The sequence below is a fragment of the Streptomyces flaveolus genome (assembly GCF_044765825.1).
In the GTDB taxonomy this organism is placed as follows: Bacteria; Actinomycetota; Actinomycetes; order Streptomycetales; family Streptomycetaceae; genus Streptomyces; species Streptomyces flaveolus.
Genome location: NZ_JBIWKU010000001.1, coordinates 35,977 through 59,540 on the forward strand (window position 1 = coordinate 35,977; position 23,564 = coordinate 59,540).

Consider the following 23,564-nt stretch of genomic DNA (forward strand, 5'->3'; position numbering starts at 1 on the left):
GCCCCCGCCCCCCCCGGCCCCCGGGCGGGGACCCGCGGCCGGGGGGGGCGGGGGGCCGGGGCCCCCCCCCCCGCCGCGGGCCCCCGCGCGGGGGGGGGGGGGGGGCGCGCCCCCCCCCCCCGCTCCCGGTGGTGGCCTGCGCGCCCGACGGGCGGGCGTACACGGGTCAGGCGTCTATGTCGTGCTTCGACGCGTCCTGGGCAGCCGTCGCCTCCGCCTGCTTCCGGGAGGCCCGGAGGCTGGTGATCGTGGTGACGATCAGGACCGAGCAGATCACGCCGAGCGAGACCGGAATGCTGATCTCGGGGACGTGGACCCCGGACTCGTGCAGGGCGTGCAGCACCAGCTTCACGCCGATGAAGCCCAGGATGATCGACAGGCCGTACGAGAGGTGGACCAGCTTCCTCAGCAGTCCGCCGATGAGGAAGTACAGCTGCCGCAGACCCATCAGGGCGAACGCGTTGGCCGTGAACACGATGTACGGGTCCTGGGTCAGGCCGAAGATCGCCGGGATGGAGTCGAGCGCGAAGAGGACGTCGGTGGTGCCGATCGCGAGCATCACGACCAGCATCGGGGTCATGACGCGCTTGCCGTTCTCCTCGATCCACAGCTTGGTGCCGTGGTACCGGTCGGCGACACCGAACCGGCGCTCGGCGGCCTTGAGCAGCTTGTTCTCCTCGAACTCCTCGTCCTCCTCGTCGGCCCGGGCCTCCTGGATGAGCTTCCAGGCGGTCCAGATCAGGAAGGCACCGAAGAGGTAGAACACCCACGAGAAGCTGGCGAGGATCGCGGCACCGGCGGCGATGAAGATGGCCCTGAGGACCAGGGCGATGAGAACACCGACGAGGAGCACTCGCTGCTGGTACTGCGAGGGCACCGCGAACTTCGCCATGATCAGGACGAAGACGAAGAGGTTGTCGACGCTCAGGGACTTCTCGGTGATGAAGCCCGCGAAGAACTCGCCGGCGGGCTGGCCACCGCCGAAGACGAGGAGCCCGAGTCCGAAGAGACCCGCCAGCGCGATCCAGACGACCGTCCAGATCCCGGCTTCCTTGATCGACACGTCGTGCGGCTTGCGGCCGATGAAGAAATCGACCGCGATGAGGGCGGCGAGGCCCACGATGGTCAGGACCCACAGGGTCATGGAAACTTCCACTTACGCCTCCGGCAGTACGTCACACGGCAGATGTCAGCGTCGTCGCTGCCGGAGGTCTCTTCCACCCCGGACATCCGGTGCGCGAAGCGCGTCCGGAGCCCACGGGCCGACGCCCCGGGATCTGGCCTGATCCGTATTGACGGGTACGCCGCAGTTGGCAGGGAGTACTCCCCTCCGTACGAAAAACAGTACCCCAATCACCAAGGAACGGTAAAGAGGAGGGTAAAGGAGAAGCCAAAACGCCAGGTCAGCATGGCTTTACAAGGACTTGGTGCGCGCTGCGGCTCACCGGTTCCACGAGTGACGGGCCGCGGCGACCATGGTCAGCACCTGCTGGAGCACCTGGCTGCCGGGCGGCACGAGCGAGGGCTCGTAGGTCCACGCGTGGCCGACCCAAGGGTCGGCCAGATGGTCGTCGGCCACCGGGGTCAGGCGCAGCAGCGAACGCCACAGCGGGTCGAGCAGTGGTCCGTACGCCGCGGACTCCTCGCGGTCGGCGACCAGCATCAGGTGCACACCGACGGCCGGGCCCTCGTCCGCGAGGTAGCGCAGCTGGTTCACCGCCCGGTCGTCGAAGCCGTGCGGGAAGTCGTTGACGATCAGGAGCTGCTGGGACGTGTCGAGACCGGGCGGCAGCGCGTCGGCGGCGCCTCCGCGCAGCGCCATCTGCACCAGGTCGACGCGCTGGGTGAGCCGGGCGAGCACGTCGGCCGTCCCCGCCGCGCCCAGGGCCGGCGGGGCGGCGAGCACTCCGGTCCGCACCAGCGGCGCCAGGGCCGGCGTCCCCGCTCCGGCCGGGTCGATGACGTGGACGGTGAACTCGCCCGCCGGGTAGACGGCGAGCAGCCGGGCCGCGTGCGCGACCGCCGTCTCCAGCGCCAGGCGTCCCCTCTCGTGGGAGTCGGCGAACGAACCGTCGAGCGAGCCGCAACGCCCGCTGTCGATCCACAGGCCGCGCTCCAGCGGCAGCCGGACGAGCATCGGTATGCGTATGCGGTCGGCCTCGGGCAGACGGAGGTCGCCCAGGCGCACCGCCATGGGGATCTCCATGGGCACGCGATAGGCGTGCCAGACGGGGTTGTCCCAGCGCGCGTAGGCCGCCGGCAGGGCGGGCTCGACGACCGCCGACTCCGCGGCGAGCTGGGCGAGGTCCCGGTCGAGGGCTTCCCTGGCCTGGGCCACGAGCTGAGCGTGCCGGGCGCGGGCGGCCTCGCGCGCGGCGTCGCCCTGCCCGCCGATCCGGCTGCGCGGGTCGGACAGGGCCTGGTCGATCTCCTTCTCCATGCGCGACTCGGCGAAGTCGACGGCGCTGCGGTACGCGGCCGCGGTGCGGGCCAGGTCCTCGAACATGCCCCACACCTGGTTGTACAGCCGCTCGTCCATCGACCAGCCGGTGGCGTCGCCCGCGACGGGCTGTGCGGGCTGACCGGGTGCGGCCGGGGGCGCGGTCGGCGCGGGCGCGGGCGGAGCCGCGTGCTGCCGGCGCGGGTGGCTGTAGTCGATCGGGCCGCCGGGCGTCTGCGGGCCGCCGGCGCCCTGGGGGTCGTACGGGGACGCCGCCGGTACGGGGCCGGGCGTGCCCTGGGGCGCGCCCGCTCCGTGGTCCGGGCCGAGCGCCGGGGCGGCGGTCTGCCGGGTACGGTCACCGTCCGCCGCATGCGGCGAGGGCGCCGGCACCGAGCGGGCCAGGCCGCCGGCCACCGCCTCCTGGACCGTGCCGGCGAGCCGGTGGGCCTGCGGCAGGCCCTGGTCGGCGAGGAGTTCGGCGAGACCGCCCGCGTAGCCCTGGCCGACGGCCCGCACCTTCCAGGCGCCCTGCCGGCGGTAGAGCTCCAGCGCGACGACGGCCGACTCGGCCTCCAGGCCGGTGATCGTGTAACTGGCGATCTCGGTGCCGTCGAGGCCGGTGACGGCGACGAAGGGAGCGGCGACGGCGCCGAAGCGGAACGGGCCCGCCGCGTCGGCCGCGGCCAGGGCGAGCAGCACGCTGACCCGGTGCACGGCGTCCGGAACGGCGTCCAGGTCCACCGCGAGCCGGTGGTCGGCGGCTGCCTGCCGGGAGACCTCCAGTCCGGGCAGCGCGGGCGTGCCCGGGTGGGCCACCCACTCGGCCCCGTGGACCGTCCCGTTCTCGTCGCCGAGCGTGGCCGCGGCCACCACCGGCGTGCCGGCCGAGACCCGGATCTCCAGACGGGCCTGGGGAAGCGGGTGGTTCTGCCCCCGCACCAGCTCGGCCGTCATCGTCTTTCCCCCTGTGTCACCCGTGCGCCACTCGTGATGTGTGCCGAACCGCCCGCCCGTCCCCTGGCGGAACGGGCCGGGCCGGTGTCCTGCCCTACAGGACCGGCAGGATCGCCGGCATCAGGTCCTGGAAGGTACGGCCGTTGGCCGGGGAGCCGAGGGCGGTCATCGACCAGCCCTGTCCCACCCGGTGGACCTTGGCCATGATCTGGGCCGTGAAGGCGCCGCCGCCGGCCAGCGTGTAGCGGGCGAGCTCCTGGCCGTTGGTCTCGTCCACCAGGCGGCAGAACGCGTTCTGCACCTCCTGGAACGTCTGGCCCGTGAAGGAGTTCACGGTGAAGACGATCTGGTCGATGTGGACCGGGACCCGCTGCAGGTCGACGAGGATCGCCTCGTCGTCGCCGCCCTGGCCGACACCGCCGACCAGGTTGTCACCGGTGTGGCGCACCGAGCCGTCGTCGCTCACCAGGTGGCGGAAGAAGACGACGTCGACCGGCTGCTTGTCCGCGAACAGGACGGCGGAGGCGTCGAGGTCGATCTCCCGGGTGCGCGAGCCGAACAGGCCGCGCCGGGGAGCCGCCTGCCAGCCGAGACCCATGCGCACCGACGTCAGGCTGCCGCCGTCGTTCTTCTGCAGACTGATGGCCTGACCCTTGGTCATGTTGACGGTCACGCGCTGATTCCCCTCTACGAACTGTCCCCTGTTGCCGCGGCGCCCGCGGTTGACCAGAACCCTACGCAGAGCCACCGACGGTGCCCTACCCAGGTCCGCACTTTGTGTCGGTCTTGCAACACACCGCGTGCCGGACGGGCCGTCAGGCCAGGCCGGCCTCCTTCATCTGGCGCAGTTCCTTCTTCATCTCGGAGACCTCGTCGCGCAGTCGGGCGGCGATCTCGAACTGGAGGTCCGCGGCGGCGGCCCGCATGCGGGTGGTGAGGTCCTCGATCTGCTCGGCGAGCTCCGCCGCGGGGCGGTCGGTGGGCGCCGTCTCCGTCTTCCTGCCCTTGGCCGCCTTGGCGCCGGCCGCCGCCTTGCCGGCGAGGGCGGGCACGGGGGCCTTGGCACCGTTGCCGTCCTTCGTCCGGCGGTAGCCCGAGCCGAGGAGCTGCTCGGTGTCGACGTCCTCGCGGGCGATCTGCGCGACGATGTCGTTGATCTTCTTGCGGAGGGGCTGCGGATCGATGCCGTTCGCCGTGTTGTAGGCGACCTGCTTCTCCCGGCGGCGGTTGGTCTCGTCGATGGCCTTCTCCATCGCCGGGGTGATCTTGTCGGCGTACATGTGGACCTGGCCGGAGACATTGCGCGCCGCGCGGCCGATGGTCTGGATCAGGGAGGTGCCGGAGCGCAGGAAGCCCTCCTTGTCGGCGTCGAGGATGGCCACCAGGGAGACCTCGGGCAGGTCGAGGCCCTCGCGCAGGAGGTTGATGCCGACCAGGACGTCGTACTCGCCGGCGCGCAGCTCGCGCAGCAGTTCCACGCGGCGCAGCGTGTCGACGTCGCTGTGCAGGTAGCGGACCTGGATGCCGAGCTCCAGGAAGTAGTCGGTGAGGTCCTCGGCCATCTTCTTGGTGAGCGTGGTGACGAGGACGCGCTCGTCCTTCTCGGTCCGCTTGCGGATCTCGTGCACCAGGTCGTCGATCTGGCCCTCGGTGGGCTTGACGACGACCTCCGGGTCGACGAGGCCGGTGGGGCGGATGATCTGTTCGACGGCGCCGTCCGAGCGGGAGAGCTCGTAGGTGCCGGGGGTCGCCGACAGGTACACGGTCTGCCCGATGCGCTCCTGGAACTCCTCCCACTTCAGCGGGCGGTTGTCGAGCGCCGAGGGCAGCCGGAAACCGTGGTCGACCAGGGTGCGCTTGCGGGAGGCGTCGCCCTCGTACATGGCACCGATCTGCGGCACGGTGACGTGCGACTCGTCGATGACGAGCAGGAAGTCGTCCGGGAAGTAGTCCAGGAGGGTGTTGGGCGGGGAGCCGGGCGAGCGGCCGTCGAAGTGCATCGAGTAGTTCTCGATGCCGGAGCAGCTGCCGATCTGGCGGAGCATCTCGAGGTCGTACGTCGTGCGCATCCGCAAACGCTGGGCCTCCAGGAGCTTGCCCTGCTTCTCCAGCTCGGTCAGGCGCTCGGCCAGTTCCTTCTCGATGTCGTTGACCGCACGCTCCAGGCGCTCGGGGCCCGCGACGTAGTGGGAGGCCGGGAAGACGTAGAGCTGCTGGTCGTCGCTGATGATCTCGCCGGTGACCGGGTGGAGCGTGGAGAGGGCCTCGATCTCGTCGCCGAACATCTCGATGCGGACGGCGAGCTCCTCGTAGACCGGGAAGATCTCGATGGTGTCGCCGCGCACGCGGAAGGTGCCGCGGGCGAAGGCCATGTCGTTGCGTGTGTACTGGATGTCCACGAAGCGGCGCAGCAGCTCGTCCCGGTCGTGCTCGTCGCCGACGCGGAGGGGGACCATGCGGTCGACGTACTCCTGCGGGGTGCCGAGACCGTAGATGCAGGAGACGGAGGCGACCACGACGACGTCGCGGCGGGTGAGCAGCGAGTTGGTCGCCGAGTGGCGCAGGCGCTCCACCTCCTCGTTGATCGAGGAGTCCTTCTCGATGTAGGTGTCCGACTGCGGGACGTAGGCCTCGGGCTGGTAGTAGTCGTAGTACGAGACGAAGTACTCGACGGCGTTGTTCGGCAGCAGCTCCCGGAACTCGTTCGCCAGCTGGGCGGCCAGGGTCTTGTTCGGCGCCATCACGAGGGTGGGGCGCTGGAGCTTCTCGATCATCCACGCGGTGGTGGCGGACTTGCCGGTGCCGGTCGCGCCGAGCAGCACGACGTCCTTCTCGCCTGCTTCGATGCGCCGGGCGAGGTCGGCGATGGCCGTGGGCTGGTCGCCGCTGGGCTGGTAGGGGCTGACGACCTCGAAGGGCGCCACCGTGCGTTCGATCTGGGAAACGGGCCGCATGGCATCAACCGTACGACCCCCCACTGACAACCGGTCCGGATCAGCGGTTCTGCGGGGTACGGGGACGCCGGTGGGCGAGGTGGCGGGGCGTGGGGTGCGTGGGGTGGTGCGCCGGACGGTGAGCCCTCGGCGGGAACTCGCCGTGGGCGGGGACGCCCGGCTTGCGCTCGACGGGCACTCCGGCCGGCCGCCCCATGACCATCAGCGGGTCGAACATCACCACGACGCCGGCGAGAAGGAGGAAGGCGAGGGGGCCGATCAGCATGGGGGCCAGCAGCTCGGCCGGTGAGCCGCCCGAGGCGGGCTCGGACGTGCCGTGCAGATGGACGTCGAGCGCGGCCATGCCGGTGTAGTGCATGCCGGTGACGGCGAGGCCCATCACGAGGCTCGCGCCCAGGCTCCAGAGGAAGCCCCGGACCTGCCCGGCCGCCCACAGGGCCGCGGTGGCGGCGGCCATGGCTATGGCGACGGACACGGCCACGGTGACCGTGTTGTACTCAAGCTGCCCGTCCAGCCGCATACCGGCCATTCCCAGGTAGTGCATCGAGGCGACACCCAGGCCGGTGATCGTGCCCCCGGTGAACAGGGCCGTTCCCCTCGCGCCCCGGTAGCCGACGATGAAGATCCCCACGCCCACCATGACGATGGCGACGGCCAGGCTCGCGAACGTCATCGCCCAGTCGTAGCGGATCGGCGTGTGCTCGATCGTGAACCCCATCATCGCGACGAAGTGCATGGTCCATATCCCGGAGCCGATCGCCGCGGAGCCGAGGGCGAGCCAGGCGGGGCGCCACGACCGGGTGACCAGCATGGACCTGGTGGTGCAGCGCAGGCCGAGGGCCCCGCCCAGGCAGGCCATGAGGTAGGCCACCAGCGGTGTGACGAGTCCGTAGCTGAATCCGTCGACCGTGCCTTGCATGTGCGGCTGCCCTTCCGCCCTTGTACGTCCCGGAATGCTCTGATGTGCGCCCTTCCCAGGACCGTACGAACGGTCAGGGCCGAGGCAGAGAGTATGACTCCCACCGGAATGGTCGAACGATTCTCCGGCAAAGAAACACGGCCTTGCCCCAGTTGTGCGGCCCCGGTGAGCGGAGATGAGCAGCTCCATTCAGCCTGTGGCCATTCTGCACCCATCTCTCGTTGACTCTCTGCTGTCACAGTGGTGCTGTCCGTGAATGCTCGACGCGAGGAGTACGCATGCACGCGCGCGCAGTTGCCGTCCTGACCACCGCGCTCGTGGGGGTCGTCCTCATGGCTCCCGGTTCCCACGCAGACACCCTGGACAGTGGCGACGCGCCGACGGTCGTCGCCCACCGGGGCGCCTCGGCCTACGCGCCGGAGAACACGCTGGCCGCCGTCGACAAGGCGGCCGAGCTGGGCGTCCGCTGGGTGGAGAACGATGTTCAGCGCACCAAGGACGGCGAGCTCGTCGTCATGCACGACGAGAGCCTGCAGCGCACCACCGACGTCGAGGAGGTCTTCCCCGACCGCGCGCCCTGGAAGGTGAAGGACTTCACCGCCGCCGAGATCGCCCGTCTGGACGCGGGGAGCTGGTTCGGCGCCCAGTACGCGGGCGCGCGCGTGCCGACCCTGGAACAGTACGTGCACCGTGTGGATCTCCACCACCAGAAGCTGCTGCTGGAACTCAAGAGCCCGGGGCTCTACCCGGGGATCGAGCAGCAGACCCTCAAGGTCCTCGCCAACGAGGGCTGGCTCGACCGGCGGCACGTGGCCGGCCGGCTGATCGTGCAGAGCTTCGACGCGGACAGCATCCGGACCGTCCACGACCTCAAGCCTGCCGTCAAGACCGGGTTCCTGGGCACGCCGGCCGTGGCGGACCTGCCCGAGTACGCGAAGTTCACCGACCAGATCAACCCCTCCCACGGCTCGATCTCCCTGAGCTACGTCGCCACCGTCCACACCTTCACCGGACCGCACGGCAGGACCATGGAGGTCTTCACCTGGACGGTCGACGACGCGGCCACCGCCCGGCGGGTCGCCGGGTACGAGGTGGACGGCGTCATCACCAACAAGCCCGACGTCATCCGGGACGCGGTGGGCGGAGCGGCGGACTCCTCCGGCCTGTGATCCCACGACGCCCGGGGCGGCGGGCGTCCGCGTCCGCCGCCCCGGGCGTTGTCAGTGGCGGGCCGTACGGTGGGCGCATGGACAGCCATGGGCAGTACGAGCAGCAGGTGGTGTGGGCCGTGGTCGGCACCGGCATCGGCCCGCTGCTGCTGGCCGCGACGGGCGACGGTCTGGTCAACGTCGTGTTCCACGCCACGGACGCCGTGCGCGACCGGGCACTGGAACGGCTCGCGTCCCGGCTGGGCACCCGGCCCGTCGAGGCGCCCGGCTCGCCGCTGCTGGCCGAGGCGGTACGGCAGGTGGAGGCGTACTTCGCGGGCGAGCGGCACGACTTCGACTTGCCGCTGGACTGGTCGCTGATATCGGGCTTCAACCGGCAGGTGCTGCGGGAGCTGGCGTCCGGCGTGCCCTGCGGCTCGGTCGTCGGCTACGGCGATCTGGCCGGGCGGGTGGGCCAGCCCGGGGCCGCCCAGGCGGTGGGCACGGCGATGGGGGCCAACCCGCTGCCGGTCGTCGTGCCGTGTCACCGGGTCGTGGAGAGCGACGGCGGCATCGGCGGGTTCGGCGGCGGCCTGGAGACCAAGCGGCGGCTGCTCGCGCTGGAGGGTGTGCTGCCCGAGCCGCTGTTCTGACCCGAGCCTGAGTGCTCCAGTGGTTTGACCGGGTCTCCCGACCGCCAGGGATGAGGGAGGACCGACGGACTAGGGAGGCAGGCGCGTGATGCTGGTGGTGTCGGAAGAGGTACGGGAGGCGATCGACGCGCATCGCCCCGTGGTGGCCCTGGAGTCCACGATCATCGCGCACGGGCTGCCGCGCCCGCGGAATCTGCTGGTGGCACGGGAGCTGGAGGAGGCCGTGCGGCAGGAGGGCGGCGTACCGGCGACGATCGCCGTGCTCGAGGGGCGACCGCACGTCGGCCTGGACAAGGAACAGCTGGAGCGGGTCGCGAACGAGGAAGGCATCCGCAAACTGGGCCACCGCGATCTGCCGCTCGCCCTGGCCACCGGGGCGAGCGGGGCGACCACCGTGTCGGCGACCGCTCTGCTGGCCGCCCGGGCGGGGGTGCGCGTCTTCGCGACCGGCGGACTCGGCGGCGTGCACCGGCAGTGGACCGTGACACAGGACGAGTCGGCCGACCTCGGTCTGCTGGCGCGCACCCGGATCACGGTGGTGTGCGCGGGCGTGAAGTCCATCCTCGACGTGCCGGCGACCCTGCAGCGGCTGGAGACGCTGGGCGTCGCGGTGGCCGGGTACGGCACGGACCGCTTCCCCGGCTTCTACCTGTCCGACTCGGGGCATCCGGTGGACTGGACGCTGCACACCCCGGAGCAGGTGGCGGCGGTGATGCGCGCGCAGGACACGCTCGGCGGACCGGAGTCCGCGCTCGTCGTCGCCAACCCCGTCCCCCGGGAGGAGCAGCTCGATCCCGCGCTGCACGCACGCGTGCTCGCCGACGCGCTGCACGCGTGCGAGGCGGAGGGGGTCACGGGCCAGGCGGTCACCCCGTTCCTGCTGGACTACCTGGTTCGGCACACCGACGGCGCGTCGCTGAGCGCCAATCTGGCGGCGGTGCGCGGCAACGTGCGGCTGGCGGCACGGGTCGCGGCGGCGTGGGCCGGGGCGTGACCACCGGACCGGGCGGCGCGCTGCTGGTCGTCGGGGACGTCGTCACGGATGTCGTCGCCCGGCACCGGGGGCCGCTGGCCACCGGCACGGACACGGCCGCCTCGATCCGGCGGCTGCCCGGCGGGGCGGGGGCCAACGTGGCCTGCTGGGCCGCGTACGCGGGGTGCGGGGACGTACGGATGCTGGGGCGGGTCGGCGCGGACGCGGCGGCCTGGCACGAGCGGGAGCTGCTGGCGCACGGGGTACGGCCCCTCCTGGTGGTCGACGGGTCGGCGCCCACGGGGACGGTGATCTGCCTGGTCGATACGGGCGCCTCGGCCGAACGGACGTTCCTGACGGACAGTGGGGCGTCACTGCGCCTGGAGCCCGGTGACTGGTCGGACGCACTGCTCGACGGGGTCGCACGGCTGCACCTGTCGGGCTATCTCCTCTTCTCGGAACCGGGCCGCGCCCTGGTGGAGGTCGCGCTGGCCGCGGCACACGCGCGGGGAGTACCGGTGAGCCTGGATCCGGCGTCGGCGGGCTTCCTGACGGACCTGGGCGTCGACCGTGTCCTGGGCCTGATCGAGGGAGTCGACGTCCTGCTGCCCAGCCGCGACGAGGCATGTCTGCTCACCGGGCTGCCCGACGGCGCGGACGCCGCGGCCAAGCTGAGCCGGCACGTTCCGCTGGTGATCGCCAAGCAGGGCGCCGAGGGGGCCCTGGTGGCCCGGTCCGGCGCCGTGTGCGCGCGTGTCCCCGCCGTCCCGGCGTCTCCACGGGACAGTACGGGCGCCGGTGACGCCTTCACGGGTGCGTTCCTCGCCGCGCTGGTCGCGGGTGCGACGCCCGAGGACGCTGCGACGGAGGGATGCCGGGCGGGAGCCGTGGCGGTCGAGCGGCTGGGCGGGAGGCCCCCGCGAACCGGGGATGACGGCTGATCGGCGGGCCCGCCGGGACAGGCGCACCGCGCCGGACACGCCGTCGTGCGCGCCGCGACGTGCCGTCCGTCCGAGCGGCCCGGGGCGCATGCGGCGCACCCGGCCGACGGGAGGCATCGGGAACGCCCGCCGCTACGCCTGGCGCCCCCACGCGGAGATCATCGGGGCCGTCGCCAGGTCCATGCAGCCGGACGCGACGTGGGCGAGGTGCCGGTCGATGTCCCCGTCCGTGGCCACGCCGGCGGAGACCAGCTGATCGCGGATCTGCCGGACCGTCGCGGACTCGAGCGCGGAGCACGCGGGTGAGGTGACCGGGAGGCAGGCGTCGGCCCCCACGTGGCGCAGACCGCTCTCCCACAACAGGCGCGGGAGCCTGCGTCCGTAGGACAGGTCGGCACCGCGGCGGACGAGCAGTTCGCGGAAACCGTGCCGCGGCCGGTTCGCCGACTGCTGCTCGGGACCGCGCTCATCGGGGCACAGCAGGGGCTGCGGCGCGGGATCGGCGTCCTCGAGAGCGGCCGGCCGCCCGGCCGCAGGGCCTCGGCCATGGACCGCAACGCCCGTTCCCGGTCCGGGACATGGACGCGGACGAGGTGCTGGGCGTCAGATCCGTCGCGTGCGTGGTGCTGTACCGGGGGTTCCGGCGCAACGGCCGGCTCTGACCAAGCCCCTGCGTGGCGGGCGCCGCGGGAGGCGTCCGGTCAGCCGTTCCACGCCGGGTGGCGTGGGTCGTCGGCGCGCACCAGGACGTCGGCGGTGCCGGCGGGGTCGGCCTCCTCGGCGTAGCGGTCGAAGGCCGGGAGGGTCCAGTGCTCGGTCTCGGGGGTGCGGCGGCGCAGGGCACCGGGGGTGAGGACGAGATGGACGCTGAGATCGAGGGGGAACCAGTGGCGCAGCAGAAAGGGCCCGTGCAACAGCAGTACGCCGCCCGCCGGGAGGTGGACGTACGGGCTGCGGGTGGCCCGGTCGGTCACCGGGTCCCACAGGTCGGGCAGCACCCGTCCGTCGCCACCGGGACCGAGGGGGTCGAAGACCTCACGCCACAGGGCGCCGGTGTCGTGCCAGCCGTTGTAGTAGGCCTCGACGTCCTGACGTCCGTACTCCAGGCGGAGGGAGGCGGGGCGCAGGAAGCCCTCCGTCCCGACGACGAGGGAGGGGCGTCCGCGCAGGCGCAGTGCCTCGCCGACCCGTTCGGCGAGGTCGCCGGGGCGGGCGGCGGGCGCACCGTCGAAGGCGACGCGCGGCCAGGGGCTGCCGTCGGCCGGCGCGAGGTCGAGCAGGCGCTCGGCGAGCCGGTCGCCGAGCCGGTCCCAGGTGATCGCTTCCAGTCGCACGTGCCCATGATGCGCCGTCGCCCGTCCCGCACGCGTGGGGGCCCGTCCGGACGCCCGCGTCCGGTTCCGCGCGGCTCGGCCATGGTCACCGCCCCCGTGCTGGAGTTGACTGGGGGTGATCGATGGCAGGCGGTGCCGGAGGGGCACCTGCCCGACGGGTGGGAGTGGACGCGACATGATCGATGGGCCGTACTTCGTGCTGGCGGTGCTGGGCGTGCTCGGGACCGGCCTGGCGGCGGGGGTGTTCTGCGCGTTCTCGACGTTCGTCATGCGGGGTCTCGCCGCGCTGCCGCCCGCGCAGGGCGTCGCGGCGATGAACGCGATCAACACGGCCGCGGTGCGCCCGGCGTTCATGCTGGTGTTCCTCGGGACGACGGTGGTCTCCGCGGTGATCGCGGTGGTGACGTTCGTGCTGTGGCCGGACGAGGGCGCGGTGGAGCTGCTGCTGGGCAGCGCGCTGTATCTGTTCGGGTCGTTCGGGGTCACGGCGGCGGCGAACGTGCCGCGCAACACGGCGCTGCTCGGCCTGGAGCCGGGCTCGGCGGAGGCGGCCGGCCGCTGGCCCGCGTACGTGCGCGAGTGGACGGCGTGGAACCACGTCCGCACGGGTGCCTCGGCCGCGGCGGCGGTGGCGTACGTGCTGGCCCTCGCCTGAGCGCCGGCGCCGCGCCGGAGCTGCGGCGGTCCTGAGCGAAGACGGTCGGGCGGGTTGCCGGGAGAGCCGGTGGCACGGCGCGGTCCGGCGCTCTGCGGGCGGCTGCGGCCGGACGTATCGTGACCGGGAGAGCGTCGCACGGCGACGCCCGGCCTGCCAGCCCGCACGCAAGGAAGACGGCCATGGCCGACCCCAAGGGATTCATGACCACGCCCCGCGAGGACTGGCCCCGCAGGCCCGCCGGGGAACGGGTGCGGGACTGGAACGAGGTGTACGTTCCGGGCGCGCTGCTTCCCCTGATCGGTCCGCAGGCCGACCGGTGCATGGACTGCGGTGTGCCCTTCTGCCACGACGCCTGTCCGCTCGGCAACCTGATCCCGGAGTGGAACGAGCTGGTCGCCCGCGAGGACTGGCGGGCGGCGAGCGACCGGCTGCACGCCACGAACAACTTCCCCGAGTTCACGGGCCGGTTGTGCCCGGCGCCGTGCGAGACGGGGTGCGTGCTCGCCATCAACCAGCCGGCGGTCACCATCAAGAACGTCGAGTGCGCCATCGCCGACAGGGCCTGGGAGGAGGGGTTCACCTCCCCGCGTCCGCCGGACCGGCTGTCGGGGCGGACCGTGGCGGTGATCGGGTCGGGGCCCGCCGGGCTCGCGGCCGCCCAGCAGCTGACCCGGGCCGGGCACACGGTCGCCGTGTACGAGCGGGACGACCGGATCGGCGGGCTCATGCGGTACGGCATCCCCGCGTTCAAGATGGAGAAGCGGCATCTGGAGCGCCGTATCGAGCAGATGCGGGCCGAGGGGACGAAGTTCCGTACGTCGACGGCGGTCGGGCGGGACGCCGACGCGGCGCAGCTGCGGGTCCGCTACGACGCGCTCGTGATCGCCACCGGGGCGACCGTCTGGCGCGAACTGCCCGTGCCGGGCCGGGAGCTGGCCGGGGTGCACCAGGCGATGGAGTACCTGCCGCTGGCCAACCGGGTGTGCGAGGGGGACCTGGCGGCCTCCCCGCTGTCCGCCGCCGGCAAGCACGTCGTCATCGTCGGCGGCGGTGACACCGGCGCCGACTGCCTCGGCACGGCGGTGCGCGACGGGGCCGCGTCCGTGACCCAGCTCGACATCTACGCCCAGCCGGGCACGGCACGTGACGAGGAAGCCGAGCCCTGGCCGACGTATCCGAGGCTCTACCGGCTGTCGGTCGCGCACGAGGAGGCACGTCATCTGCGGTCGGCGCCGGCGGCCGACGCGGACGCGCGGCTGTTCGCGGCGTCCACGCTCCGCCTCACCGGCGACGCGGAGGGGCACGTGCGCTCGCTGCATCTGGTCGGGGTGGACGCCGGCCGCCGGCCGCTGCCCGGGACCGAGCGGGCGCTCCCCGCCGACCTGGTGCTGCTCGCCCTCGGGTTCTCCGGCCCCGACCGGACGGACGGGCTCGTCGACGGGCTGGGGCTGGCGCTGGACCCCCGGGGCACGATCGCCCGCGACCGGGACTTCGCCACCAATGTCCCCGGGGTGTTCGCCGCGGGGGACGCCGCCCGCGGGCAGTCGCTCATCGTGTGGGCGATCGCCGAGGGGCGGTCGGTGGCGGCCGCCGTCGACCGCCACCTGTCCGGCGGCAGCACGCGACTGCCGGCACCGATCGGCCCGTACGACCGTCCGATGACGGCCTGAACCGTCCGAACCGCCCGCCCGGTGATCGGCCCTGCGCCCCCGGCAGGCCGCGCCTGTCGGTCACGGCTTTCGGGCCACCGCCCCGTATCCGGGGATGACCCCGTCGTCCTGCCCGGCGACCGGCTCGCCCAGCTCCGGGTGCCACAGGTGGGGCACCTCGATGCCCGGTTCGACCAGGTCGAGGCCCTCGAAGAAGCGGGTGAACTCCTCGCGTGAGCGCAGGGCCAGGGTGACGCCGGCGGCCCTGAGCTTCTCGGTGGCCGCCCGCGACTCCTCGGGCGTGAAGTCGGCCGTCGCGTGGGTCATCACCAGATGGCTGCCGGAGGGCAGCGCGGACAGCAACCGCCCGACCAGGTCGTGCGCGCCGTCCTCGTCGGAGACGAAGTGCAGCAGCGCGACCAGCGACAGCGCCACGGGCCGGTCGAAGTCCAGGACCTTCCTGGCGCCGTCGAGGACGGCGTCGGGGTCCCGAACGTCGGCCTGGAGGTACTCGGTCGTGCCCTCGGGTGTGCCGCGCAGCAGAGCCGCCGCGTGGGCCAGCACGATCGGGTCGTTGTCGCAGTAGACGACGCGGGAGTCGGGCGCGATCTCCTGCGCGACCCGGTGGAGGTTGGGCTCGGTGGGGATGCCGGTGCCGACGTCCAGGAACTGCCGGACGCCGTGGCCGGCCAGCCAGCGCGTGGCGCGGTGCATGAAGGCGCGGTTGACCCGCGCCATCACCGGCACCCTCGGGTCGAGAGCGAGCATCTGCCGGCCCATCTCCTCATCGACCGGGTAGTTGTCCTTGCCGCCGAGATACCAGTCGTACATCCGCGCGGGGTGCGGCCTGCTCGTGTCGATGCCGGCATGGTGCTGCCCGGTCATGGCGCGCTCCAAGGTGTGAAGTTTTCGCAGCAATCGGTGATCGACTCAATGCCAAACAGCTTAAGAACATGCATCAACAACGGTGCGGGTTTCAGGACAGCAGGAAGTCCGCCTCTCCCGCCTTCGCTCCCTCGATGAAGGCCGTCATCTCGGCGGAGGTGTAGATCAGCGCCGGTCCGTCGGGATCGGTGGACTGCCGTACGGCGATGCGGCCGTCGGCGAGCTTCATCGCCTCCAGGCAGTTGCCGCCGTTGCCGCCGCTCCACGGTTTGTGCCAGCCCTCGCTGCCCAGTTCGCGGGCGGGCATGCCGTTGTAGATCCGCTCGGCGCGGCCGCGTGGCGATGGCTGGGACTTGATGCGGTTCATTCACAGCTCCTTGCGGAGATCCCGGAGGATCTCCTTCGTGCGATGTGCCGTGGCGGCCTGGGCCGCCATGCGGTCCATGACCTCGAGGTGGGTCGCCACCTCGGCGCGCGCGTCGAGGTAGACGGCGCCGGTCAGGTACTCGCTGTAGACCATGTCGGGAAGTTCCGGCACGGCGAATCGGAACAGCACGAAGGGCCCGTACGTGCCGGGGTGCGGCCCGTTCGCGAACGGGGCGATCTGCAGCGTCACGTTGGGCAGCTTCGTGGCGTCGAGCAGCCTGTCGATCTGGGCACGCATCACCTCCGGGCCGCCGACCGGGCGGCGCAGCGCGGTCTCGTCCATGACGACCCACAGCCGGGGCGCGTCCTCACGGGTGAGCAGGTCCTGGCGTTGCATGCGCAGGGCGACATGGCGCTCGATGTCGTCCGGCCGGGTCTGGCCGATGGCGCCCGAGCGCAGCACCCCGCGCGCGTAGTCCTCGGTCTGCAGCAGCCCGGGGACGAAGTGGGGCTCGTAGGAACGGATCAGCGCGGCCGCGCCCTCCAGGCTGACGTACATGGAGAACCAGCCCGGAAGGATGTCGTGGAAGCGCTGCCACCACCCGGGTTTGTTCGCGTCCTCGGCCAGCTGGACGAAGACCTCGGCCTCCTCGTCCCCGATGCCGTAGGCCTTCAGCAGCAGCTGGAGGTACGGGATCTTGAGGGCGACCTCGGCCATCTCCATGCGGCGGACCGTCGCGGGGGCCACGCGCAGGATACGGGCGGCTTCCTCACGCTTGAGCCCCGCGCGTTCACGCAGGTCGAGCAGGCGACGGCCGAGGACGACCTGGCCGACCGTCGGCGCGGACCGCGGCTCGCTCACCGCCCCACCTCCACGAAGAGTCCTGAACCGTCCGGTGATCCGGTGATCCCCGAACCGGCGACCCCGTGATCATCGACGAGCCGGCCGCGATGCGCGCGGACAGCCCGGCGGCGCCATTCGAAGACCTATTCGAAAGTCTGGGCAGACCTTCGGTGATCTGAAGTGGCGCCGCTCGACGTGCTGTTGCGAAGCAGTGTGCCACGGCCTTCCAGACCGTCACACAGCACTCTGCAATTTTCAGAGTGACTCTTGCCAAGTGTTCCCGGCGGGGCGATAGTGGCAAGCGTGATTCCGTCCGCGCCCTTAGGAACAGACGCCGTCGCGGCCTCGCCGGCCCTCGGCGCCGCCACGGGAGCCGGCCCCGCGGGGGCCGCCGCTGCCGAGCGGCGGTTCCGTTTCGAGCTGGCCGCACACCCGGGCTCTCCCGCGCAGGCCAGACGCCTGACGCGAGCCCGGCTGAACGGCTGGTCGGTGTGCGAGGACACCTGCGACACCGCGGCCCTGGTGGTCTCCGAGCTGGTGACCAACGCGATCGTGCACACCGCGAGCCGGCACATCGTGTGCGAGCTGCACGACGGTGACGAGCTGGTGCGCATAGCCGTACGCGACGAGGGATGCGCGCCCGGCCAGCCGCATCCGTCGGACGGGCAGCGGCCCGACGACGAGCACGGCCGGGGGCTCCTCCTCGTCGACGCCCTGTGCGACGCCTGGGGCGCCCACGAGCACGGGCCCGGACTCCTGGTCTGGGCCGAACTGCCGCGCAAGGCCGACACACCGCGCGACCCGTCCGAGCCCCGCAACGACCTGGGCTGGGGCGCCCGCCCGAAGCCCGGTCCCGCCGACGACACCGGCGACGACGGCGAGGCGGAGGGACACCACCGAGAGGCACACCACGGAACGGGGACCGCATGGCTATGAGGGCTCCGTCCGGCGTCCGTCCGCTCGGCCTTGACACCCTGGTCCGTCTGCAGCGCGCGCTGCGCGAGCCCGGAACGCCCCGGCGGCTGCCCGTGCCCGACGGCATGACGGCCCCGCTGGGCTGCGACGCGGTGGCGGTGCCCGCGCGCTTCGGCCCCCTGGTGATGCCCCGGCTGCCGCGCGTGGGGTGCGTCTACGCCGACGAGGCGCACTGGTGGTGGATCGTCCCGTCCGACTCCGACTACGCCCTGGAGTGGCCCGCCCCGGCGCGGTACGCCACCGGTGCGGTGGTCCCCGACGCCCCGGGCGTTCCCGGCCTGATACACCGGCCGGACGGCACGGTTCCCTACACCCCGCCCATCCCGCTCTACCTGGCGCTGTGCCGCCTGACGGACACGACGCCGACGTGGTCACGCCCCGTGAGCGCGTAACGGCCGCCGCGCGCCGCGCCGCCCGCGCCTGCCTGAGCCCGCCGACCCGTTCCGCCCCGCGCTGCCCGCACCTCCCGACGCCCCCACACACGAGGCGCGCTCCCGTGCGCGGGCGTGCCCGGCCCGGAACATCCGTGCCGCGAGCCGCCGCCTTTCCCGCGCGCTCCCTCCACCCCTCCCGAGCCGCCGGCCCTCGATCCGCGACTCCTCACTCTCTCCCGAGCCGCCCGCTCCCCCCTCGCCCCCGGCGCGCCCCTGCCCGCTTCGGGGCCGGTACGGCGTGCGCCCGTGAGCTCCGGTCTCCCCCGCTCGCGCCCTGCCCCGAGTGAGCCCGCCCCCGCGACAGTGGCCCTTCGTCCACGAACGGAGGCCGGCGGTGGGGAAGAGAGGCGGCGCGGAGCCGGCCGGGGTGTCGGAGTCGGAGCGGCTGCTCTTCGGCGGGCCCCTGCGCTACGACATGGGCTGGAACCAGCACGCGGACGCGTTCCTGGAGCTGGGCTTCCGGGCCATGGTGACCCGGCTGCCGTCCCTGCTGCTGTCCAGCCTCCGGCTCGCCCGGCAGGCCGATCCGCAGGCGGCACGGGTCGTGCTGGCCGCCGAGGTGGGCCGGGGCATGGCCCAGGCGGTCAGCCTGCTCGCCGTGAACAGCGTGCTGGCCGGGCTGATGGCCGCCGGCCCGATCGAGGAGCGGCTGCGCGGGACCGTCCCCGCGCTGGTCACGGTCGCCGCCGTGATGCTGGTGGCGGCGCTGCTGCGGGCGGCCTCGACGTACGCGACCGGGCGGCTGGAGCCCAAGGTGGAGCGGGTGGCCACCGAACGCTATCTGGAGCGGGCGGCGGCCGTGGAGCTCGCCGCGATCGAGGACCACGCCTTCCACAAACTGCTGGACACCGCCCAGTACGGCGCGGCCTCCGCGCGACGCATGATCATGTACGGCACGCGCGTGGTGAACGCGATGATCTCGCTCGTCGCGGCGGCCGGCGTGCTGACCGTGCTGCATCCGGCGCTGCTGCCGCTGCTGGTGACGATGACGCTGCCGAGCGCCTGGAGCGCCCTGACCCTGGCCCGCCGCCGGTACGAGTCCTTCCACGCCTGGGTGCAGCACGAGCGGGCGGGACGCCTGCTGGGCAGTCTGCTCATCGAACCGGCGGCGGCCCCCGAGATCCGGGTGCACGGCGTGGGCCCCTTCCTGCTGCGGCACTTCCGCGCGATGTCGGAGACCGCCGAGGCGGAGCAGGCCCGGCTGGCCCGGCTGGCGGCCCGTACGGGGCTGGTCGCGGCGGCGTGGACGGGGCTGGCGACGGCGGCGACGTACGCGACGCTCGGCGGGCTGCTGCTGGGCGGCGCGATGGCCCTGTCGGTGGCGGGCACGGCCGTGATCGCGATCCGCACCGGCTCGCAGAGCCTCGGCACGCTCGTCGTGGAGCTCAACGCGCTGCACGAGGAGGCCCTGTTCGTCGGCGATCTGGAACGGCTGCACGTGGAGGCGGCCGGCCGGGCCATCCCCGTGGGCGGCACCGCGCTGCCGGAGGACCCGAAGGAGATCCGCTTCGAGAACGTCACGTTCCGCTACCCGGGCGACTCCACCCGCCCCGCGCTCGACGACGTGACGCTCTCGCTGCCGCTGGGCCGGATCATCGCGCTCGTCGGCGAGAACGGCTCGGGCAAGACGACCCTGGTCAAGCTGCTCGCCGGGCTGTACACCCCGGACGGCGGCCGGATCACGTGGGACGGTGTCGACGCGGCGACGGCGGACCGGCACGCGCTCGCCGAACGCGTCGCGATGGTCGCCCAGGACTTCAAGCGCTGGCCGTTCACCGCCCGGGTGAACGTCGCCGTGGGCCGCTCCTCCGTGCCGCTCGGCGACGAACGGGTGGCGGACGCGGTCGCCGAGGCCGGCGCCGAGGAGGTGGTCGCGGACCTGCCGCGCGGCCTGGACACCCTGCTGGCCCGCAACTTCAGCGGCGGTCACGAGCTGTCCGGCGGGCAGTGGCAGCGGATCGGGATCGCCCGGGCGGCATACCGCAGGGGCCGCATCCTCATCGTGGACGAGCCGACGGCCGCCCTGGACGCCCGGGCCGAACTGGAGGTCTTCGAGAAGATCCGCGCCCTGGCCGGCAGCGGGCAGACGGTCGTCCTCATCACCCACCGGCTGGCGTCCGTGCGCCACGCGGATCTGGTGCACGTCCTCGACCAGGGCCGGCTGGTGGAGTCCGGGACACCGGAGGAGCTGCTCGCCACGGGCGGGGTCTACGCGGAGCTGTACGCGCTCCAGGCGGAGCAGTTCACGAAGGCGCCGGTGCCCGCCCCGAAGGCGGGCTGATCCCGCCGTTCACCCGGTGCGCCGCATGTCGTCACGCGGCCGCGTCACCGGCCGTCCCGCCGCTGCGGACGACGACCAGGAACATGTCCGTGGCGAGGTCCATGACGACCTCGGCGGGCAGGCCCTCCAGACGCCGCGCATGCGCGAACTCCTCCGCCGGCCAGGACCCACGCGGCCCGCCGGCGGGAAAGCGCTCGAGCACCGTTCGCCCGTTCACCCTGCACCTCCATGTAGCGCTGTACTCGTAGAGTTAAACGCCAACCATGGAGTGAACGCCTCGTGAAGTGATGGTACTGAGACTAAGTTGACACTCGTTCACCGCAAAGTGTGAGCGCCGTCTCAGCCGTTCGGACCCTTTCGCTACACTGCGTGTCACTCTTCGTACTCGTCGTGGTACCGCACTCCCTCACTGCCCGCAGGCGCCCCGAGAGCCGACGCACGCCCCTCCGGCCGCTCCCACTGCTCCTGCCGGCCGAGCGCGGTCAGGTCGAGGAGGCTGGTTGTCGAGCCGAGCCCGTCGAGGCCGCGCTCGTACGTCGAGTAGGTGTGGAAGACCCGGTCGCCCTCCCGCAGGAAGCAGCTAAGTCCCGGCCGCTCGCTGAGTTCACCCTCGTGTTCGAGGGTCACCTCGAAGTCGGCGTTGAAGTCGCTGACGTACGACGAGTACCAGGGCAGCGTCCAGCCCATCCGCGCCTTGAACGGCAGGATCTTCGGGTACGGCGCCCGGGACACCGCCGCGAACGACGTGCCGCGTGCGCGCAGGTGCGCGAGGTGCCCGATCTGGTCCAGGAACGCCGAGCAGCTGCGGCAGCCGGCGTCCCACTCGGGGGCGAACATGAAGTGGTAGACGACGAGCTGGTCGCGCCCCTCGAAGAGGTCGAGGAGGGTCGCCTTGCCGTCGCCGCCCTCGAAGACGTACTCCTTGTCGATCTCCACCATGGGCAGTCCGCGCCGCTCGGCGTTCAGCGCGTCCCGGGCGCGCGTGGCCGCCTTCTCCTTGGCCAGTAAGGCCTCGCGTGCCGCGCGCCAGTCCTCGCGCGAGACGATCTCGGGAAGCGACATGGGCTCCAGCTCCTCCTGTGCGACGGTCCGTCGGGGGTACTGACCGGTGGGAGAAGCGGAACTCATCGCAGCGCGGCAAGGTTCTTTTCCGGGCGGTCGTTCCGTCACGCCGGCCACCCGGCGTCACGGCCACCCGGCGTGTCGGTTCACCCGGCGACCGGCAGCTCCGGCAGGCGCAGTCCCGCCCGTTCGCGGCGCGCGGTCAGCTCGTCGCGCAGCTCGGCGAGCCGTTCGGTGTGCCGGGGCGTGAGGCGGCCGCTGTCGTCGAGGTGCACGGCACACGCGGTGGTGGTGTCGACGAGCCGTTCCAGCACGGCGGCGACCTCGTCGGCGCCCGCGGAGTGCCGGGCGAGCGCCGGCAGCTCGGCGGCGGCGAGGGCCACGGCGGTACGGGCTTCGGCGAGGGTGCGGTAGGCCTCCCGGCGCAGCCGCCATCGGACTGCGCGGTCGTCGGACTCGCTCAGGACATGGGCGAGGTAGGCGTACGCGGCGCCGCCCGCCGCCTCCAGTCGGGCGCGGACCGTGCCGCCGCGCTGTCCCGGCATCGGCAGATGCCCGACGATCAGCACGATCGCGCAGGCCAGCAGGGTCTCCCCGATGCGGCTGAGCGCGGCCTGGGGCTCGCCGCCGGTCATGACCAGCGCGAGGACGAGGACGGTGACGACGGCGGTCTGGGCGGCGAAGTGCCGGGCGGCGACGGGCACGAGGGCGCCGCTGACGGCGACGAGCGCGACGAGCCCTTCCGGCCGGGGCAGCACGGCGGCGAACCCGGCGAACACGAGCGCCCCGAGGACGGTCCCGGCCGCCCGGCACAGCACCCGGGACACGAGCGGCCCCAGGTCGGGCTTGACCAGGAAGACGGCGGTGGCGGGCAGCCAGTACCAGTGCTGGTGCGAGCCGTACCAGTGGCCGTGGTGCAGGATCTGGGCGACGGCGGCGCTGGCTCCGAAGCACAGACCGACGCGCAGCCCGTACTCCCGGCCGCCGGCGCCGAGGACGGTGCGTGCCACGGAGGCGAGCGACCGGTTGCGGGTGTGCAGGTCCCGGCCGCTGCCCCGGTCGAAGGCCTCCGCGGCGTGCAGGAGGGCGTCGTCGAGGGCGCGCAGGGCGGGTTCGGTGCGGGTGGGGGCGGGCAGCGGCCCGGTGTGGGTGTTGCCGCGGACGGCCGCGGCGAGTCGCCGGGGGCCTTCGGCGGCTCGCGCGGGCACGGGGTCCTCGGCCCAGGCGAGCGCGGTCGCCGCCTCGCCGAGGGGCAGCGCGGCGGCGTACTGCGCGTGCAGCCGCCGTTCGGCCGAGGAGGAGGCGTGGCGCCGCAGCCGGGGCCCGGCGAGCGCGTCCTGCGCGTGGTCGAGGGCGGCGGTGAGCGCGGCCCGGCGGGCGGCGGCGTGTTCGGTGCCGGCGGCCTCCAGCAGCGCGGCGACGGCGTCGTACACGCCGGCGACGGCCGCGCGTTCCCCGTCGAAGCGGAAGTCGAGGCGCACGTCGCCGGTGAGGGAGCCGGGTGTGGGCAGGAGCAGCCGCAGGGTGAGCAGCCATCCGGCGCCGGCGAGGAAGGCGAGGGCGCTCTGCCACCCGGGGTCGGGCAGCGGCATGCCGGCCCCCACGGCGGTGGTGACCAGCACCTGTGTCCCGGTCCCGGACGCGACGGTGCCGATGGCGCTGATGCCTCCGGCGACCAGCCCGAGCACGGTCAGCGCCAGGGTCAGCGGGACGGGGCCGAGGTGCTGCCCCGCGTACGTACCGGCCAGCAGCCCGGCCGTCCCCGCGAGCGCCGGCACGCCGATCCGCCTGACGGAGGTACGGCGACTGCCCGGACGGTCGTTGATGCCGGCCAGCATGGCGGCGATGGCGGCGACGACACCGAGGGACGCCCGCCCGGCGAGCAGGGCGGCGAGCAGCAGCGGCCCGCCGGCCAGCGCTCCCCGCGTGACCGCGCTCCAGGGCACGGGTCCGCGCTGGGCACTCAGGGCGTGGGCGAGCCAGGGCGGAAGCGCGAGGGCGGCGGGGCGGGCGGTGCGAGGCACGGGGTGCGGGGCTCCTGTCGGCTGGTCGAGGGCGGGGGTGAGCCTTCGGGCGACGGTGGCCGGGCTG

At 73.0% G+C, this 23,564-nt stretch carries 21 protein-coding genes and 1 pseudogene; 9 read left to right on the top strand and 13 right to left on the bottom strand.

The genetic code is table 11. The features are described 5' to 3' along the window. Positions 1 to 166 precede the first annotated feature (166 nt). The 5 genes from ACIRG6_RS00155 to ACIRG6_RS00175 form a co-directional block, all read right to left on the bottom strand. Positions 167 to 1,156 (bottom strand): TerC/Alx family metal homeostasis membrane protein, encoded by a 990-nt coding sequence (locus ACIRG6_RS00155; RefSeq protein ID WP_364817837.1) that lies wholly within the window; start codon positions 1,154 to 1,156, stop codon positions 167 to 169. A 285-nt stretch (positions 1,157 to 1,441) separates the two neighbouring features. Next, positions 1,442 to 3,397 (bottom strand): TerD family protein, encoded by a 1,956-nt coding sequence (locus ACIRG6_RS00160; protein WP_403320040.1) that lies wholly within the window; start codon positions 3,395 to 3,397, stop codon positions 1,442 to 1,444. A 94-nt stretch (positions 3,398 to 3,491) separates the two neighbouring features. Next, positions 3,492 to 4,070, bottom strand: a complete 579-nt coding sequence (locus ACIRG6_RS00165; RefSeq protein ID WP_225635961.1) for a TerD family protein — start codon at positions 4,068 to 4,070, stop codon at positions 3,492 to 3,494. Positions 4,071 to 4,212: 142 nt separating this feature from the next. Next, on the bottom strand, positions 4,213 to 6,351 hold the full coding sequence (uvrB, locus tag ACIRG6_RS00170; RefSeq protein WP_364817833.1) for an excinuclease ABC subunit UvrB: 2,139 nt from the start codon (positions 6,349 to 6,351) through the stop codon (positions 4,213 to 4,215). 40 nt (positions 6,352 to 6,391) lie between these two features. Further along, positions 6,392 to 7,270 carry an MHYT domain-containing protein gene (locus ACIRG6_RS00175; RefSeq protein ID WP_364677945.1) on the bottom strand — a complete coding sequence of 293 codons (879 nt, stop codon included), beginning with the start codon at positions 7,268 to 7,270 and terminating at the stop codon, positions 6,392 to 6,394. A 278-nt stretch (positions 7,271 to 7,548) separates the two neighbouring features. Here ACIRG6_RS00175 and ACIRG6_RS00180 point away from each other — a divergent pair, with 278 nt between their 5' ends. From ACIRG6_RS00180 to ACIRG6_RS00195, 4 genes are all read left to right on the top strand, one after another. Beyond that, positions 7,549 to 8,439 carry a glycerophosphodiester phosphodiesterase gene (locus tag ACIRG6_RS00180; protein ID WP_403320042.1) on the top strand — a complete coding sequence of 297 codons (891 nt, stop codon included), beginning with the start codon at positions 7,549 to 7,551 and terminating at the stop codon, positions 8,437 to 8,439. Positions 8,440 to 8,516: 77 nt separating this feature from the next. After that, positions 8,517 to 9,071, top strand: coding sequence for a methylated-DNA--[protein]-cysteine S-methyltransferase (locus ACIRG6_RS00185; RefSeq protein WP_403320043.1), 555 nt, complete (start codon positions 8,517 to 8,519; stop codon positions 9,069 to 9,071). An 85-nt stretch (positions 9,072 to 9,156) separates the two neighbouring features. Next, positions 9,157 to 10,065: a pseudouridine-5'-phosphate glycosidase gene (locus ACIRG6_RS00190; RefSeq protein ID WP_403320044.1), complete on the top strand. Its 909-nt coding sequence runs from the start codon at positions 9,157 to 9,159 to the stop codon at positions 10,063 to 10,065. Then, the gene (locus tag ACIRG6_RS00195; RefSeq protein ID WP_403320045.1) at positions 10,062 to 10,985 is read left to right on the top strand and encodes a carbohydrate kinase family protein; all 924 of its coding nucleotides are present in this window, start codon (positions 10,062 to 10,064) and stop codon (positions 10,983 to 10,985) included. The genes ACIRG6_RS00190 and ACIRG6_RS00195 overlap by 4 nt, the downstream gene beginning before the upstream one ends. A gap of 132 nt (positions 10,986 to 11,117) precedes the next feature. Here the strand turns inward: ACIRG6_RS00195 and ACIRG6_RS00200 are convergent. Both ACIRG6_RS00200 and ACIRG6_RS00205 read right to left on the bottom strand, forming a co-directional pair. Continuing rightward, positions 11,118 to 11,647 (bottom strand): annotated as a pseudogene (locus ACIRG6_RS00200) (SAM-dependent methyltransferase); the annotation flags it as partial. A 39-nt stretch (positions 11,648 to 11,686) separates the two neighbouring features. Continuing rightward, positions 11,687 to 12,319, bottom strand: a complete 633-nt coding sequence (locus ACIRG6_RS00205; protein WP_364677937.1) for a nucleoside/nucleotide kinase family protein — start codon at positions 12,317 to 12,319, stop codon at positions 11,687 to 11,689. 175 nt (positions 12,320 to 12,494) lie between these two features. On the opposite strand from ACIRG6_RS00205, the gene ACIRG6_RS00210 reads away from it, so the two are divergent. Further along, positions 12,495 to 12,974, top strand: a complete 480-nt coding sequence (locus ACIRG6_RS00210; RefSeq protein WP_318218111.1) for an anthrone oxygenase family protein — start codon at positions 12,495 to 12,497, stop codon at positions 12,972 to 12,974. A gap of 182 nt (positions 12,975 to 13,156) precedes the next feature. Continuing rightward, complete coding sequence (locus ACIRG6_RS00215) at positions 13,157 to 14,647, top strand: glutamate synthase subunit beta (protein WP_350721691.1); 1,491 nt, start codon at positions 13,157 to 13,159, stop codon at positions 14,645 to 14,647. Positions 14,648 to 14,707: 60 nt separating this feature from the next. Here the strand turns inward: ACIRG6_RS00215 and ACIRG6_RS00220 are convergent, their stop codons facing one another. The 3 genes from ACIRG6_RS00220 to ACIRG6_RS00230 all read right to left on the bottom strand — a co-directional run bounded on the left by ACIRG6_RS00220 (position 14,708) and on the right by ACIRG6_RS00230 (position 16,739). Then, a complete protein-coding gene (locus ACIRG6_RS00220; protein ID WP_364677934.1) occupies positions 14,708 to 15,511 on the bottom strand; it encodes an SAM-dependent methyltransferase in 804 nt (267 codons plus the stop codon). A gap of 91 nt (positions 15,512 to 15,602) precedes the next feature. Beyond that, positions 15,603 to 15,878 (bottom strand): DUF397 domain-containing protein, encoded by a 276-nt coding sequence (locus tag ACIRG6_RS00225; protein ID WP_161168324.1) that lies wholly within the window; start codon positions 15,876 to 15,878, stop codon positions 15,603 to 15,605. Beyond that, positions 15,879 to 16,739 carry a helix-turn-helix domain-containing protein gene (locus tag ACIRG6_RS00230; protein ID WP_318218114.1) on the bottom strand — a complete coding sequence of 287 codons (861 nt, stop codon included), beginning with the start codon at positions 16,737 to 16,739 and terminating at the stop codon, positions 15,879 to 15,881. It abuts the gene before it with no gap. A gap of 276 nt (positions 16,740 to 17,015) precedes the next feature. Here ACIRG6_RS00230 and ACIRG6_RS00235 point away from each other — a divergent pair, with 276 nt between their 5' ends. The 3 genes from ACIRG6_RS00235 (at position 17,016) to ACIRG6_RS00245 (ending at position 20,411) form a co-directional block, all read left to right on the top strand. Further along, positions 17,016 to 17,657, top strand: a complete 642-nt coding sequence (locus tag ACIRG6_RS00235; RefSeq protein WP_350721693.1) for an ATP-binding protein — start codon at positions 17,016 to 17,018, stop codon at positions 17,655 to 17,657. Next, entirely contained in the window at positions 17,654 to 18,088 is a 435-nt protein-coding gene (locus ACIRG6_RS00240; protein ID WP_239771494.1) for a hypothetical protein, read from the top strand. Before ACIRG6_RS00235 ends, ACIRG6_RS00240 begins: the two co-directional genes overlap by 4 nt. A 457-nt stretch (positions 18,089 to 18,545) precedes the next feature. After that, entirely contained in the window at positions 18,546 to 20,411 is a 1,866-nt protein-coding gene (locus ACIRG6_RS00245) for an ABC transporter ATP-binding protein (protein ID WP_403320741.1), read from the top strand. 31 nt (positions 20,412 to 20,442) lie between these two features. Here ACIRG6_RS00245 and ACIRG6_RS00250 read toward each other — a convergent pair whose 3' ends face one another. The 3 genes from ACIRG6_RS00250 to ACIRG6_RS00260 all read right to left on the bottom strand — a co-directional run bounded on the left by ACIRG6_RS00250 (position 20,443) and on the right by ACIRG6_RS00260 (position 23,497). After that, entirely contained in the window at positions 20,443 to 20,628 is a 186-nt protein-coding gene (locus tag ACIRG6_RS00250; RefSeq protein ID WP_318218117.1) for a hypothetical protein, read from the bottom strand. 155 nt (positions 20,629 to 20,783) lie between these two features. Beyond that, positions 20,784 to 21,473, bottom strand: coding sequence for a DUF899 domain-containing protein (locus ACIRG6_RS00255; protein ID WP_364677931.1), 690 nt, complete (start codon positions 21,471 to 21,473; stop codon positions 20,784 to 20,786). A 146-nt stretch (positions 21,474 to 21,619) separates the two neighbouring features. After that, on the bottom strand, positions 21,620 to 23,497 hold the full coding sequence (locus ACIRG6_RS00260; protein ID WP_403320046.1) for an FUSC family protein: 1,878 nt from the start codon (positions 23,495 to 23,497) through the stop codon (positions 21,620 to 21,622). Positions 23,498 to 23,564: the final 67 nt, after the last annotated feature.